The following is a 14,794-nucleotide window of genomic DNA, read 5'->3' as shown; positions in this document are numbered from 1 at the left end:
GGTCATTCAACCAGTTTGTGTGCCCGTTCCAGTGCCACGTTGATGTTGGGGCAGATATTCTCTTTGCCTAAAAGCGTGTAGAAATCCGCCTTTTCCAATACCTGATGTACCTTTGTGTTTACGCCGGAGAGCACGACGGTTATCTTTTCTTTCTGAGACATTTTGCAAAGGCTTTCTAGGTTATGGATACCCGTGGAGTCGATGAAAGGAACCTTGCGCATACGGATGATGCGTACTTTGGGGCGGTCGCCGAGCTGTGCCATCACTTCCTCGAACTTCGTTGCAATGCCGAAGAAGTAAGGGCCGTTGATTTCGTACACCTCTACGCCTTTCGGAATAATAAGATGCTCTTCGTTCGTTGTGATGTCCGTTTCGGCGTTCGGGTCTATTTCATCCTTGATAACCGAAATTTCGGTCGTCTCCATTACACGGCGCATGAAGAGCACGCAGGCGATGACCAGACCCACTTCGATGGCAACTGTAAGGTCGAAGATAACCGTCAGGAAGAAGGTTATCAGTAACACGGTAACGTCCGATTTCGGGTTCTTCAACAATGCCTTGAACACGCGCCAGCCACTCATATTATAGGACACAACCACCAGTACGCCTGCCAGGCAGCCCATCGGAATGTATTGCGCCAGCGGCATCAGCAGCAGAAGAATCAGGAGCAGCACCACTGCATGTACTATACCGGCCACGGGCGATTTGCCGCCGTTGTTGATATTCGCCATTGTGCGGGCAATGGCGCCCGTAGCGGGGATACCGCCGAAAAGGGGAGTAGCCATATTGGCAACGCCCTGGGCTATCAGTTCGGTATTGGAGTCGTGCTTGTCGCCGATAACACCATCGGCTACGGTGGCGGACAGCAAGGATTCTATCGCTCCCAGTACGGCAATCGTGATGGCAACGGGAAACAGATTCTTAATCGCTTCCCAGTTCAGCGCGGGCATTACGGCATCGGGCAGTTCGGCTTTGATGCTGAAACGGTCGCCGATAGTGTCGATGCAGTCGATGCCGCCATACATCTTCATCAGGTACACGGCTACGGTCACTACGATAATGGCGATGAGCGAGCCGGGAATCTTCTTCGAGAACTTCGGAGTGATGGCAATGATAACGATGCTGACGATGCTGACAGCCGTATTCCACCAGTTGACGGTATCGAAATGACGGAAATAAACCAGCCATTTCCCGATGAAGTCTCCCGGAACTTTCTCTCCGCCGAAATTCAATCCGAATACATCCGCAATCTGGGTGGTGAAGATAGTAACGGCGATACCGCTTGTAAAGCCTACGATAATAGGATAGGGGATAAACTTAATGACTGCCCCCAGTTTGAATACTCCCAGAAGAATGAGGATGACACCCGCCATCAGTGTGGCGACAATCAGCCCGGCCTCTCCGTATTGCTGGATAATGCCGTAGATAATGACGATGAACGCACCGGTAGGGCCGCCGATCTGAACTTTACTTCCTCCTAACAGGGAGATGATAAAACCGGCGATGATTGCCGTGATAATACCTTTCTCGGGCGATACGCCTGATGCAATACCGAACGCAATGGCAAGCGGCAAGGCAACGATACCCACAATGATACCGGCCATCAGGTCTGCCATGAAGAGTTCTTTCGAGTAATTTTTTAAAGCCGTGTATAGCTTTGGCTTGAATTCGAACGCTTTCATTTTATTTTAGAAACTTTGTTTTACCTGTGAGGATGCACCGATCCGATTTCGATACGTTCTCTTTTTTTGAAAAGAGATTGCAAAATTAGGTAAAATAATGCAAACAGCTATAATTATTCCGCTCTTTTTGTTTTTATGCACCGTTTCGGGCACGATGACTGATTGTTTTTTGTGGGTGCTTGAACATAAACAAGGTGTTTCTTGTTATTAACATCAGACTGCTTGTTATTAATCAGAAATAAAAAATAGCTTCATTGGATTTATGGAACGAAATAGATTTTACCTATTAGGCGGTAGATAAATCCAATGAGGCAAAGTGGGGTTTTATTAAAACTAAATTCGTATTTTTGTCTTGTAAATAAAGGAAATACGAACAATCTATCTATACGTAATTACATTAACTAATAAAAAAGAATTATGAGCAAGAGTATCAAAGGAACTCAGACAGAAAAAAATCTGTTGACTTCATTCGCCGGTGAATCACAAGCAAGAATGCGCTACACTTATTTTGCAAGCGTGGCAAAGAAAGAGGGTTACGAGCAAATCTCCGCTATCTTTACCGAAACAGCCGATCAGGAGAAAGAACATGCGAAACGTATGTTTAAGTTTCTGGAAGGCGGTATGGTAGAAATCACCGCCTCTTATCCTGCAGGAGTTATCGGCACTACACTGGAGAATTTACAGGCTGCCGCTGCAGGCGAACATGAAGAGTGGGCGTTGGACTATCCTCACTTTGCCGATGTTGCCGAGCAGGAAGGCTTTCCTGAAATTGCCGCCATGTACCGTAATATTTCCATTGCAGAGAAAGGACACGAAGAACGCTACCGCGCTTTTGTACAGAACATTGAAAATGCTACTGTTTTCGCTAAGGAAGGCGAAGTAGTATGGCAGTGCCGTAACTGCGGTTTCATCTACACAGGCAAGGAAGCTCCTCAGGTATGTCCGGCTTGTTTGCATCCGCAGGCTTATTTCGAGGTGAAGAAGGAAAACTATTGATAGTCGGTACATCTGTCCGAATACTGGATTCAGGCGCGGATTATACGAAGGCATACAGAATATTTTGTCTGTTATATTCGTATAATCCGCGCCTTGATTCCGGTTCATTCGGCGACCGGTTTTCGGCCGCTTTTTATCTGTAATATTATTTCTTTAGTACTACGGAAAGCGCTTCATAGGCTTTGGAAGCATCTTGAATCTGAAGCAGTTTTTCCCAATTGGCAGCCGGTTCTATCTTATGATTATATCGTTTGAGGATATTCAATATAAGTTTGCCGTTTTCTGTAACAGCTTTTGCAATGAAAGCACCACATTCGTTTTCTACTTTTACATTTAACTTCTCTACTCCTTCGGGAGCCGCTTTGTACCCTTCCGGAAGATTTACAGTGATATTCCATTGGAAAGTGCGGGGAGCGGACATATAAATGTCGGCGGAGCGTTTACGTTCCTTACCTTCAATCTGCGTCTGCTCACCTATGAGTCTGCCTGCGGAAAGCACGTAATTAGGTCCTGCTTTTCGGATATAGCCATCCATTGTATAACGAACGTTATAAATAAAGGCTGCGCTGTCCGGACGATTACCCAAACATTGCATCTGATAGCCGAGCAACTCTTTGGCATTTTCGCCGTGGTAGAAGTCTATTTCCCATTTATAATCTTCCTTTTCCTGTTCGCGGCCCTTTCGGAATGCTTCTCGAAGATCATCCGCGTATTTCTTGCCTACTTCTTCGGCAAACTCCTTATCAATGCTAAGCAGGCGCCGATAGGCTGCATCCACATCTTCCAGCTTAACCAATGCAGACTGCATGTATTCTTTTTGTGTTCCGGTGCGGTATTCGTTCCGGCTGACGGTGAGCAGCGTATTGTCGATGTCGGCCTGTATGGTAGTGATGTTTTGGTTATCATCGGCTGTACCTGCTGGCAGATTGAAATGTTCCCGCTCGGCCTTTGTCTTCAGCTTCTTGGCTTTCTTCTTATCCGGTTCCAGGATGGCTTGTCTGCCTTGATAACGGGCAGGAATTTCATGGGGAATAAGGTAGGCTGTAGGCGGGAGGTAGTATTTCTGACTTTCCGGAAGTGCAAGAAGCCAGGTGGTGTTGCGGTAATTCGTCAATTTGTCAAGCGGTTCTTTGTCTTCGTTGGTAACCATTCCAAACAGATTGGGAACATCCACCCAATCCAGCAATCCCTGAAAATAGATGATGAACAGCTCGTTGTTGCAATCACTTTTAATGTCCGATAACAATGCAAAACGATAGTAATTGTAGATGAAATCTGCTTTTTTTTCGTCTGTCCAGTCTTTTTTCTTTATTTGCTTTACGTTGCGGAGAAGCCGGATACCTTTCTTGGGGCTACTTAAACCGCCATATCCGCTATATTTTTGAGCTTGCTTTATAAATTCCCAGTCGTCTTCCTGTATGGCAGCCGCATCAGGATTGGATTGTAGTCCTTTTTCTGTGGTGCTTTTTGGAATATAGGTGTATTTTTTCATCTTGCTATTGGTGATGTACATCAATGTCATTGGAGTTTGCTGCATAGGGTTGTACCATAAGTCGGGTTCGGTTTGTTCTATATCCTTTACAGCCACATCAAGCAGGATGTTTCCGTTTTCGTCTTTGCTTTGTTTAAAGTCCGGTGCGCCGTTCAGAGTACGGTACTGGGTAGTAAGTTTGTCATCTATCTCGCAATGTACCGTATAGGAAAGCATCGGGTGGCTTTGGCGAAACCGGAAGACGAACGGGTCGAGATTGTGGTTTTCCAATGAAGTGTAGTTGAAGAAGAAAATATCTATCTTATCACCGATTTCCAGTCCGGGTACGGCAAGTTTCTGAAGTTGTTCCTGATCTTTCTTGCCTTCGGTGGCTGTCATGTATTCGTCGGTGCTTATTTCGTTTACGGTACCATCCGGTTTGATGATGCGCACGCCCAGTACTTGCTGGTAGTTTTCGTCGTACCGCCAGTCTTTTTTACGTATTTCCGCTTTATAATCAAATTCGGAGAACTCTTTCAAAGCGGCTTTATCGTTAATTTGCACAAGCATACGGTATAAGTCGCGACAATTTACTTCACGGTCGATATAATGAAATCCTCCGAGGAAGGCGCCGACGTTGAATCGGGTCTTTTTGGTGATTTCCAACCGGCTGTGTGCTGCCAGAATGACGGCTGACTCATCTTTATATTTATCGGGAACAGCCGTGTTGGTAAATTCGGGCAGTTTCAATGCCCAGACTTCTTTTCTCGTTTCCTCTGCAAAGAGTTTGTATTTCTCTTTGTCATCGGCATTGGCATTAGGGGTGGTTAATAAAAGTGCCAACACCCCCATCAGGAATAACATGTTCTGTTTCATTATTATTGTTTTTTGAGGATGATTTGTTCGTGGGATGCATCAGCCCATTTCCGCAAGTGTGTATTCCAGGTTGCAATTTCGTTGCGGGGAATACGTTTTTCGGTTATCTCCATTACTTTCCGGAAAATGATTTTGTTTCTTTCTGTTTTGTAAGAGCAACAGAGTATACCTTGCGGCGTATGGATTGAGATGCCTTTGGGGCAATAAGAAAGTACGTAGCCTGCGGGTATTTCCAGTTCTGTGTGGCGTACGATGCGGCAACGGAGCGGGAGCTCGTAATCATGGATGCGTTTGGCGGTGTCTATCGGTTGGTCAAACAGGTCATTGTGAAGGTCCAGCTCTATGTAAAACTCGTTATCGGCTATTTGTACAGCACTGCTGTTTATTACTTCTCCGGTCAGAGCAGCCCATTCCTGTTGAGGTTCCTGCTGTATCCAACTGACCGAATTAATCTGATAATTGTGATTATCTCCGGTCAGGATACGGGAAAGATACTCTTTCCGACCGCTTTTATCGTTTTCATGGTAGGCTGTGAGGAAAAATTCTTTCATGTCTCCACTCCAACTACGGGTTGCATTGCCCTGCAATACTTTGTTCGCTTGTTTGTCGGATAGGCTACAGATATAGGACAAACTGTCTATAGATGCACTGCTGTTCAGCATGGGCAATGTGTGCACGATACAGTTTTCTCCATTTTCTATTACAGCTTCCCTTCCTTGTATGCTTTCGGGTATGAATTCCGCGTTTATATATTCGTTGGTGGCATCCAGATAATAGGTTTTTCCCCGGTAGATAAGGCTGCATATCATGTGATTGACGGATGCAAGTGTAGCTATTTCGCTCATCCGGTAGGGGATGTCTACAGTGCCTATATCGGTAAGGCGGGCATCAAAACCTTGTGCTTTCAGCAATGTACGGAGCAAGATTGCCATTCCTTTGCAGTCGCCGTACCGTTTACGCAACACTTCTGCGGGAGTATCGGGTTTGTGTCCCAATATACCTGCTTCAAAAGCGATATAACGGATATTTTGTTGTACCCAGGCATATGTGTTACGTATTTTTTCCATGTCCGTACGGCAGCCTTCGGTGATTTCTGCTAATAGACTGTCGAGTTCGGGTATGTTGCAGTCTACTTGTGCCAGTCCGTTAGACCACCGGTACATATCGTGAACATCTTTAAATGAGCCGGTTATCAGTATGTGCGGGTATATTTTACCCGATGCCGGCATATGTTTTTCGTCTTTCATGGCCGGCATGTCCGTCACGGTATAAGTGAATAAGGAGTCTCCGGCACTGTTGATGCCGCGTTCACAGTGAATAGAAGGAGTAAAATTCCTTTCTGTCAACCGGAAATGGGAGAGGGATTGCGGAATGATGAATGTTATTTGCTTTGTTTTTATAAAATAATCCTCACCCAAATAGATTCGTGTAAAATAATGCAGGTCATGAAAAGTACGTTTAAACGTAACTTCCGTCTTTTTTCCTTTACGGTCAAGATTGATGTTGAAGAAGCAAACCTTGCTGTCGTCGAAGAAGACATTTTCCGGCGTGATGCTTTTATATTCTGCCTTTCCTCCGCCTTTGGCGGAAGCTCCGTCCAATGAAATGAATTCTCCGTAGTAGGTGTAGGGTTGCAATGCAGTTCCCATTCTTGTGGCTTCATAGGATGTTTCTTTTCTGTTGCGTACGGTAGGAATACCGTCTTCTTCCATAAAGATATAGGAGTCGCTGCATTGTGTAATGACAATGTTGTCATCAAGTGTTTGTCCGTGTAAGTTGCAAACGTACAAGCACAAAAGTATACATGTATAGATACAACTGCTTTTCATGTCAGTCTGCTATAAGATTAGATAATAGGTATTTACAAAGATAGCAGTTTGTAATATTTTGACAAAAATAAATATATTAAAATTGCAATTTCTTGCCTTGAAGCAAGAAATTAATCTTTTTATCCGAAAGTTATTTCCCGTCGGATGCGGCTTAAGGTATATGGAGAGATATTCAAGAAAGAAGCGATTTCCTTCAGACTTATCTGGTGAACGATGTCGGGACATCTTCTCAATAATTCTTGATAGCGTATTCTAGGAGAATTCGGATATAGACTCAATAGCCGGTGATAAGTCATACAGAACAGGTTTTCTGCAATCTTACGGCCTAATAACTGGTTTTGCTGGCTTGCTGCCCAAAATGCTTCCAATTGGTTATAAGATAATTGATAGACGGTACTCGCCTTGATTGCTTCCGTATAAACAATGGCGGGTGTCTGTTTTGTGAATGACTCATAGTCTACCACAAAATCCTTTTCAAAACTGTAGCCAATGATATGTTTGTCTTCTTCCGTATCAAGGTAGAAGTAACGGAAACCTCCTTGGGAGATATAGGCAATGTTATGGCACACTTCACTTGCCTGACAAAAGAACTCTCCTTTCTTGTAAAGACGTTTTTTCCCGTTTTGCAGGAAATGTTTAATCAAAGGAGAAAGTTCCAAAAAGTTCAGATACTCGTTGAAGTGTGCCATAACCGTTTATTTCTGCGGATGCGGATAGTCTATCGTATAGTGCAGTCCGCGGCTTTCCTTGCGCTCCATGGCCTGGCGGGTAATCAGGTATCCTACGTTAATCATGTTGCGCAGTTCGCAAAGCTCGCGGGTGGCCTTGCTGCTCTTGAACAGTTTTTCCGTCTCCTCGTAAAGAATATCCAGGCGGTTCCATGCGCGGGTCAGGCGGGTGTTGCTGCGGACGATGCCTACGTAGGATTCCATAATCTGGTTCACTTCCTTCATGCTTTGCGTAATGAGCACACGCTCTTCGTTGGAGATGGTGCCCTCGTCGTTCCATTCGGGGATGTCTTCGTTGAAATCATAACGTTCCAATACGCTCAACGCATGCTTGGCGGCTGCATCGGCATAAACTACCGCTTCAATCAATGAGTTGGAAGCCAGGCGGTTGCCTCCGTGAAGACCGGTGCAAGAGCATTCGCCGATGGCATACAGGCGGCGGATGCTGGACTGTCCGTCCAGGTCTACCTTGATACCGCCGCAGAGATAGTGTGCCGCAGGGGCTACCGGAATGTAGTCTTTCGTAATGTCGATGCCTATGCTGAGGCATTTCTTATAGATATTCGGGAAGTGTTTCTTGGTTTCTTCGGGGTCTTTGTGGGTGACATCCAGATACACATGCTCGTCGCCGCGCTGCTTCATCTCGTTGTCGATGGCACGTGCCACGATGTCGCGCGGGGCGAGTGAAAGACGCGGGTCGTACTTCTGCATGAATTCCTTGCCGTCCATGGTACGGAGCACGCCGCCGTAGCCGCGCATGGCTTCCGTTATCAGGAAGCAGGGGCGGTCGCCCGGATGATAGAGGGCGGTGGGGTGGAACTGGATAAACTCCATGTCCTTCACGGCGCCTTTGGCGCGGTAGACCATGGCGATGCCGTCGCCCGTGGCCACCAGCGGGTTGGTGGTGTTGCGGTATACAGCTTCGCAACCGCCCGTAGCCATAATGGTTACTTTGGAGAGGAACGTATCCACCTCTCCGGTATTTTCGTTCAGCACATAGGCGCCATAGCATTTGATGCCCGGAGTATAGCGGGTGACGATAATGCCCAAGTGGTGCTGCGTAATGATTTCCACCGCAAAGAAATTGGTAAATACGGTGATGTTGGGGTGCTGCTTCACGGCTTCAATCAGGCTTTCCTGTATCTCCGCACCCGTATTGTCCTTGTGGTGCAGGATGCGGAATTCCGAGTGTCCGCCTTCCTTGTGCAGGTCGAATTCTCCGTTATCTTTTTTGTCGAAATTCACTCCCCATTTAATGAGTTCACTGATTTGTCCTGGAGCATTGCGCACTACCTTTTCTACGGCTGCACGGTCGCTTATCCAGTCTCCGGCAATCATGGTGTCTTCGATATGCTTGTCGAAATTGTCTACCGCCAGGTTGGTGACGGAGGCTATCCCGCCTTGTGCGAAATAAGTGTTTGCCTCTTCCAGGCCGGCCTTGCAGATGAGGGCTACTGTTCCTTTATGCGCCACTTTCAGCGCAAAACTCATACCGGCAATTCCGGAGCCGATAACGAGGAAATCGAACTTTCTTACCATAGTTTCGTGTATTTAACACCGCAAAACTACAAAATAAGTACGTTCCTTGTCTCCCTTATGGGCATTAATTCGTAAAAATACCTACCTTAGCGGCAAAAACCGGATAAAATGAATCGAATTTTTCATGCGCGTATCGCTGCCGGACAGTATTTGTTTGTTGCTTTGGCAGGTGTAATAGCCGTTTACGGCCTTTGGGAAAAGCAAATTCTCATCGCTGTCCTTTTTATGCTTCTGCTGGTTGTCAGTATCGAGAAGTTGATTCATACTACCTATACCGTTACTGCCGACAATAAACTGTTGCTGTTTTTCGGCCGGTTTTCACGGGGGAAGGAAATCCTGCTGAAGGATATTACGTCGGTAGAGCGCGCTTCCTCCATGCAGATAGGCGGATTTGCCGTTATGCGCTATGTCCTGGTGAGGTATGGCGAGGGTAAGTGTGCAGCGCTTCTTCCCGTCAAAGAGGAAGAGTTTATCCGCCTGCTTGAGCAGCGTATGTCGCAATAAGATGATAATTATGTAAGGCATTACGCTTTTTTTTCTGAATTTCTTGTCGTATCTTGCATGCAGAAATCCATAAATGTAAGAACTATGAAATATCAAGTTGCCATTATCGGCGGCGGTCCTGCGGGATATACGGCTGCGGAAACAGCCGGAAAGGCCGGTTTGAGTGTTGTGCTTTTTGAAAAGCGGAATCTTGGCGGAGTGTGTCTGAACGAGGGGTGTATTCCTACCAAGACTTTATTGTACTCTGCAAAAACGTATGACAATGCATGCCACGCATCCAAATACGCGGTCAGCGTGTCGGAAGTTTCGTTTGATTTGTCCAAGATTATAGCACGCAAGCAGAAGGTTGTGCGGAAACTGGTGTTGGGTGTCAAAGGAAAACTGACTGCCGGCAATGTAACCATTGTGACCGGCGAGGCTTCCGTCATAGATAAGAATCATGTTCTGTGCGGTGACGAAACTTATGAATGCGATAATCTATTGCTCTGCACAGGTTCGGAAACATTTATTCCGCCCATTCCCGGAGTGGATACGGTGCCTTACTGGACGCATCGCGATGCGTTGGACAATAAGGAGCTTCCAAAGTCACTGGCCATTATCGGTGGTGGGGTAATCGGTATGGAGTTTGCCTCATTCTTCAACAGCCTGGGGGTAGAGGTCACTGTCATCGAGATGCTGGACGAGATATTGGGTGGAATGGACAAGGAGCTGTCGGCCATGCTTCGTGCGGAGTATGCCAAGCGCGGCATTAAATTCATGCTGGACACAAAGGTGGTGGCACTGTCCGAAGTTGCGTCCGGAAATGGAGACACGCAGCAGATACAGGTAAATTATGAAAATGCCGAAGGTGCGGGTTGTGTAATTGCGGAAAGATTATTGATGAGCGTCGGCCGCCGTCCCGTAACGAAAGGCTTCGGATTGGAGAACCTGAATTTAGATAAAACGGCGCGCGGAAATATACAGGTGGACGGACAGATGCAGACTTCCGTTCCGGGGGTATATGCCTGCGGGGATTTAACCGGATTTTCTTTGCTGGCCCATACCGCTGTGCGCGAGGCGGAAGTGGCGGTACATGCCGTACTGGGGAAGAAAGACTGTATGAGTTACAGGGCTATTCCCGGTGTAGTATATACCAATCCTGAGATTGCGGGTGTGGGAGATACGGAAGAGGCCTTGCAAAGAAAGGGTATTCCTTATCGTGCCGTCAAGCTGCCTATGGCTTATTCCGGTCGCTTTGTCGCGGAGAATGAGGGCATTAACGGTATGTGCAAGTTGTTGCTGGCGGAAGATAATACCGTTTTGGGAGCACATGTGCTGGGCAATCCGGCTTCGGAGATTATCACGCTGGCCGGTATGGCTGTCGAACTCAAACTGACGGCCTCGGAATGGAAAAAGATGGTATTCCCGCATCCTACGGTAGGCGAAATCTTTAAGGAAGCGCTTTGATAGACAAAATACGGGGTGTTATGAAAATCGTGAAGCTGATGACTTGCGATTCTGCGGCGGTTATCGTTTCTTTGTTGTCCGGTTGCCGGAAACAGCCGGATAACAGAGAAACTGAATGATAGCTTGTAAGAAGATGAGAAAATATTGCTTATTCCCGATTGTATTGATTTTGACGTTGATTCCCTGTGTATTGCCTGCACAGGGAATATCACCTGAAACAAACTCTTTGTCTTCGCAACTGGATACATTGATAAAGTATCAATTGCCCGCAGGCTCCAATGTATCTGTTTCAGCATACGACCTGACCGCCAATAAGGTTCTGTATGATTATCAGGCGGATAAACTTTCCCGTCCGGCCTCTACGATGAAGCTGCTGACTACGATTACGGCGCTTGCGCGTCCTGAGGCGGACGAGCCTTTCCGTACGGAAGTCTGGTATAAGGGAGTGATTGAGCGTGATACGCTGAAAGGGGATATATACGTTGTCGGCGGCTTCGACCCTGAGTTTGACGACGAGGCGCTGGATTCTTTGGTAGGCAGCGTGGCGCGGCTGCCTTTCTCTGTGGTTCAAGGCAGGATATATGGCGATGTTTCCATGAAAGACTCCCTGTATTGGGGAAGCGGCTGGCTGTGGGACGATACGCCCCATTCTTTTCAGCCGTACCTGTCGCCGCTGATGCTCGATAAAGGAGTGGTTACGGTGACCGCTTTTCCCGGTGCACAAGGTGATGCGGCACGTTTGGAATGTACGCCCGCTTCGTCTTATTACACGCTGGCCAATACAACGAAAACCCGTACTCCCTCTGCCGGACGTTTCCGCGTATCCCGCAACTGGCTGGAGAACGGCAATGAACTGGCGGTATCGGGTAATGTGGATGGGAGGCGTACCGGTACGGTGAATATCTACTCTTCTCAGGATTTCTTTATGCACACCTTCCTGGAGCGTTTACGGGCAAAAGGCATTCATTGTCTGTCGGATTATTCTTTCCGCGAGTTTCAAAAAGACAGTGTTTCAGTGCGAATGGCATCTTATAGCACTTCTGTACAGGCGGTAGTCAACCGGATAATGAAGGAGAGCGACAATCTGAATGCAGAAGCTTTGTTATGCCGTTTGGGTGCACAGTTTACGGGCGGCAGGCATGTTTCGGCTGCGGACGGGCTTTCGGCTGTCCGTCAGTTAATCGGAAAGCTGGGTTATCTCCCCGACCGCTATAATCTGGCAGACGGTTGCGGGCTTTCCAACTATAACTACATCTCCTCTGAACTTTTAGTCGCTTTCTTGAAATTCGCTTATTCACGCACGGATGTGTTTCAGAAACTGTATAAGGCGTTGCCTATCGGAGGAGTGGACGGAACACTGAAGAACCGTATGAGGAAAGGGACGCTTTCTTATAAGAATGTGCATGCCAAGACCGGTTCTTTTACGGCTATAAACTGCCTGGCTGGTTATTTGAAGGCGAATAACGGACACCACATTGCTTTTGCCATTATGAATCAGAATGTGCTTTCCGGCAGGGAGGCGCGTAAATTCCAGGATGCAGTCTGTGACATGCTTATCCGATGAATGGCCGGTTGGTGTGAACTTTATTTTTCAGGCACGGAATTACGCAGGTTGCACGGATTTTTTCAGTTTAATCCATGCTGCACTTTTCATCCGTGCAATCCGCGTAATCCCGTGCCTGAAAGGTCTTTTTAACGGAAGGAACTGTCTTTATTTATACTGTGCCCAGTCCACATTCTTCATATCCCCGCTTTTTGCCAGTTCGGCGTGCATAGCCAGAGCGGCACGCATGGAATGAGGAGTCTGCGCTTTGCCGTCGGTCAGTTTCAGATAATCCCACAGGATATTCTTGTAGTCCGGATGAACACAGTTCTCGATGATTGCCTGTGCACGTTCTTTCGGGCTCTTGCCGCGCAGGTCGGCAACACCTTGTTCGGTAACGATGATGTTGACATCATGCTCGCTGTGGTCCACATGGGATACCATCGGTACGATGGCGCTGATTTTGCCTTCTTTGGCTACGGACGGGCAGGTGAAGATGGAGATGTAGGCGTTGCGCGTAAAGTCGCCCGAACCGCCGATACCGTTCATCATCTTCGTGCCGCCGATATGGGTGGAGTTTACGTTTCCGTAGAGGTCGGCTTCGATGGCCGTGTTGATGGAGATAATACCTAAACGGCGCACCACTTCGGGACTGTTGGATATTTCCGACGGACGGAGAACCAGCTTGTCGCGGAAGAAGTCCATATCCTCGTATATACCGTTCAGGCAGTCGTTGGTTACGGTCAGTGAGCAGGCGCTGCCAAACTTCACGCGGCCTTCGCGAATCAGTCCGATAACGGAGTTCTGGATAACCTCTGTGTACATCTCGAATGCCGGAATCGTCTTGTCACGTCCCAAAGCACCTAATACTGCGTTGGCGATGTTGCCTACGCCCGACTGTAACGGGAGGAAGGTGGAAGGGATGATACCGCGTTTCATATCTGCGGCAAGGAAGTCGGCTACGTTCTGTCCGATTTTGTCGGTCAGCGGGTCGGCAGCGGCGAAAGAGCGGGCTTCGTCCGGCCAGTTGGTTTCCACGATGCCCACAATCTTTTTCGGGTCTACCTGGATGTAAGGCTGTCCGATACGGTCGCTCGGCTTGAAGATAGGTATTTCGCGGCGGTAAGGCGGGTCGAGCGGTTCGTAGACGTCGTGCAGGCCCATGGCGTTTTTGCTGTGTGCTGCATTCAGCTCTATGATAATCTGGTCGGCAAGGCAGCAGATAGTGGGAGCGATACCTCCGGCAGCAGTCAGGTAGATTTTACCGTCGGGAGTCACCTCGCAGGCTTCGATGATGGCGACATTTACTTTTCCCATGAAACCGTAGCGTACTTCTTGCGCCATTTGCGACAAATGGATATCATTGTAGGCAATCTCGCCGTTGTTCACCGCTTTGCGGAAATCGGGGTTGGTTGTGTAAGGAGCACGGTAGCGGATGGCTTTGACGCGTGAGAGGACACCGTCACAGGAGTCGCCGGTTGAAGCTCCTGTAAAAATGCCTACCTGGAAAGGGTTTCCTTTGGCATGTTCCGCTTCTGCTATTTTTGCCAGTTCAGCCGTAACGGCTTTGGCTGTGCCTGCGGGAGTAAATCCGCTCAGGCCGATATTGTAGCCATGTTTAATCAGGCTTGCAGCTTCTGCTGCTGAAATGTAATTAAATGCCATAATGTTATAGTTATTTTTTCGTGTAAGGAATCAACTTATTTTCAATCGCATTAATACTTTCGTTGTAATATCTCTCCCCAGATGATGGCTTTGCGTGCCTCTTCTGCCGAGTGTATTTCAAATTGGGATGAGGCCTCGGTGGGTTCGGGAGACATATTGTCGGTGTTTGGACAGACGGGAGGTTGTTTGGGAGCGGACTTATGTTTCTTTGCGGCTTTCTTTCGCGGCGCGCTTACTTCCGGTCCGGGGTTTTCGGGGTTATATCCGTCATAGGGTACGCCGTTCCAATTTTCCGGAAAAGGACTTTCTGCATCAGGCATAGGCATGGCGGGACCGTTGCCGGTACTGGTTTTCGCTTCTTTCCTGGCCTGTCTTACGAAGCCAATAGCAATGATGCCTATCACGAACAGAAATTTGAAGATGTCTTCCATAAGTCTTTCTTTGTTTTTTACATCGCCAAAGGTAATTATTTAATCTGATTGTAACCAATAAATTGGCATTAAAAAAGGGCAGCT

11 protein-coding genes are annotated in these 14,794 nt (G+C 47.5%); 4 read left to right on the top strand and 7 right to left on the bottom strand.

What is annotated here, in order from left to right; translation table 11 throughout:
* Positions 1–2: 2 nt before the first annotated feature.
* Positions 3–1,682 (bottom strand): SulP family inorganic anion transporter, encoded by a 1,680-nt coding sequence (locus NQ565_RS03365; protein ID WP_005655751.1) that lies wholly within the window; start codon positions 1,680–1,682, stop codon positions 3–5.
* 417 nt (positions 1,683–2,099) lie between these two features.
* Between NQ565_RS03365 and rbr the strand changes: the two genes are divergently transcribed.
* Positions 2,100–2,678, top strand: coding sequence for a rubrerythrin (gene rbr / locus NQ565_RS03360; RefSeq protein WP_005655746.1), 579 nt, complete (start codon positions 2,100–2,102; stop codon positions 2,676–2,678).
* Between the two features lie 145 nt (positions 2,679–2,823).
* Here the strand turns inward: rbr and NQ565_RS03355 are convergent, their stop codons facing one another.
* From NQ565_RS03355 to nadB, 4 genes are all read right to left on the bottom strand, one after another.
* Complete coding sequence (locus tag NQ565_RS03355) at positions 2,824–5,025, bottom strand: DUF3857 domain-containing protein (protein WP_005655741.1); 2,202 nt, start codon at positions 5,023–5,025, stop codon at positions 2,824–2,826.
* 2 nt (positions 5,026–5,027) lie between these two features.
* Positions 5,028–6,737 carry a transglutaminase-like domain-containing protein gene (locus NQ565_RS03350; protein ID WP_005655739.1) on the bottom strand — a complete coding sequence of 570 codons (1,710 nt, stop codon included), beginning with the start codon at positions 6,735–6,737 and terminating at the stop codon, positions 5,028–5,030.
* A 236-nt stretch (positions 6,738–6,973) separates the two neighbouring features.
* Positions 6,974–7,543 (bottom strand): Crp/Fnr family transcriptional regulator, encoded by a 570-nt coding sequence (locus NQ565_RS03345; protein WP_005655737.1) that lies wholly within the window; start codon positions 7,541–7,543, stop codon positions 6,974–6,976.
* Positions 7,544–7,549: 6 nt separating this feature from the next.
* Entirely contained in the window at positions 7,550–9,121 is a 1,572-nt protein-coding gene (gene nadB, locus NQ565_RS03340) for an L-aspartate oxidase (protein ID WP_005655736.1), read from the bottom strand.
* A 108-nt stretch (positions 9,122–9,229) separates the two neighbouring features.
* Between nadB and NQ565_RS03335 the strand changes: the two genes are divergently transcribed.
* The 3 genes from NQ565_RS03335 (at position 9,230) to dacB (ending at position 12,635) form a co-directional block, all read left to right on the top strand.
* On the top strand, positions 9,230–9,625 hold the full coding sequence (locus tag NQ565_RS03335) for a PH domain-containing protein (RefSeq protein ID WP_005655734.1): 396 nt from the start codon (positions 9,230–9,232) through the stop codon (positions 9,623–9,625).
* Positions 9,626–9,709: 84 nt separating this feature from the next.
* Positions 9,710–11,071: a dihydrolipoyl dehydrogenase gene (lpdA, locus tag NQ565_RS03330; protein ID WP_040316029.1), complete on the top strand. Its 1,362-nt coding sequence runs from the start codon at positions 9,710–9,712 to the stop codon at positions 11,069–11,071.
* 133 nt (positions 11,072–11,204) lie between these two features.
* Positions 11,205–12,635 (top strand): D-alanyl-D-alanine carboxypeptidase/D-alanyl-D-alanine endopeptidase, encoded by a 1,431-nt coding sequence (dacB, locus tag NQ565_RS03325; protein WP_034535859.1) that lies wholly within the window; start codon positions 11,205–11,207, stop codon positions 12,633–12,635.
* A 147-nt stretch (positions 12,636–12,782) separates the two neighbouring features.
* On the opposite strand, the gene NQ565_RS03320 is transcribed toward dacB, so the two are convergent.
* Together NQ565_RS03320 and NQ565_RS03315 are read right to left on the bottom strand one after the other, a co-directional pair.
* Positions 12,783–14,279 carry an acetyl-CoA hydrolase/transferase family protein gene (locus tag NQ565_RS03320; protein ID WP_005655726.1) on the bottom strand — a complete coding sequence of 499 codons (1,497 nt, stop codon included), beginning with the start codon at positions 14,277–14,279 and terminating at the stop codon, positions 12,783–12,785.
* A 50-nt stretch (positions 14,280–14,329) separates the two neighbouring features.
* Entirely contained in the window at positions 14,330–14,710 is a 381-nt protein-coding gene (locus tag NQ565_RS03315) for a hypothetical protein (RefSeq protein ID WP_005655724.1), read from the bottom strand.
* Positions 14,711–14,794 lie beyond the last annotated feature (84 nt).

The organism is Bacteroides stercoris ATCC 43183 (assembly GCF_025147325.1).
GTDB classification, from domain to species: Bacteria; Bacteroidota; Bacteroidia; order Bacteroidales; family Bacteroidaceae; genus Bacteroides; species Bacteroides stercoris.
This window is presented reverse-complemented; position numbering and strand designations above follow the sequence as displayed.

Bases quoted from the DNA above. Each gene is read 5' to 3' on its own strand.
- dacB (WP_034535859.1), top strand. From the start codon at position 11,205: ATGAGAAAATATTGCTTATTCCCGATTGTATTGATTTTGACGTTGATT.
- NQ565_RS03315 (WP_005655724.1), bottom strand. From the start codon at position 14,710: ATGGAAGACATCTTCAAATTTCTGTTCGTGATAGGCATCATTGCTATT.
- NQ565_RS03355 (WP_005655741.1), bottom strand. From the start codon at position 5,025: ATGAAACAGAACATGTTATTCCTGATGGGGGTGTTGGCACTTTTATTA.
- NQ565_RS03320 (WP_005655726.1), bottom strand. From the start codon at position 14,279: ATGGCATTTAATTACATTTCAGCAGCAGAAGCTGCAAGCCTGATTAAA.
- NQ565_RS03350 (WP_005655739.1), bottom strand. From the start codon at position 6,737: ATGGAAGAAGACGGTATTCCTACCGTACGCAACAGAAAAGAAACATCC.
- NQ565_RS03335 (WP_005655734.1), top strand. From the start codon at position 9,230: ATGAATCGAATTTTTCATGCGCGTATCGCTGCCGGACAGTATTTGTTT.
- NQ565_RS03345 (WP_005655737.1), bottom strand. From the start codon at position 7,543: ATGGCACACTTCAACGAGTATCTGAACTTTTTGGAACTTTCTCCTTTG.
- NQ565_RS03365 (WP_005655751.1), bottom strand. From the start codon at position 1,682: ATGAAAGCGTTCGAATTCAAGCCAAAGCTATACACGGCTTTAAAAAAT.
- rbr (WP_005655746.1), top strand. From the start codon at position 2,100: ATGAGCAAGAGTATCAAAGGAACTCAGACAGAAAAAAATCTGTTGACT.
- lpdA (WP_040316029.1), top strand. From the start codon at position 9,710: ATGAAATATCAAGTTGCCATTATCGGCGGCGGTCCTGCGGGATATACG.
- nadB (WP_005655736.1), bottom strand. From the start codon at position 9,121: ATGGTAAGAAAGTTCGATTTCCTCGTTATCGGCTCCGGAATTGCCGGT.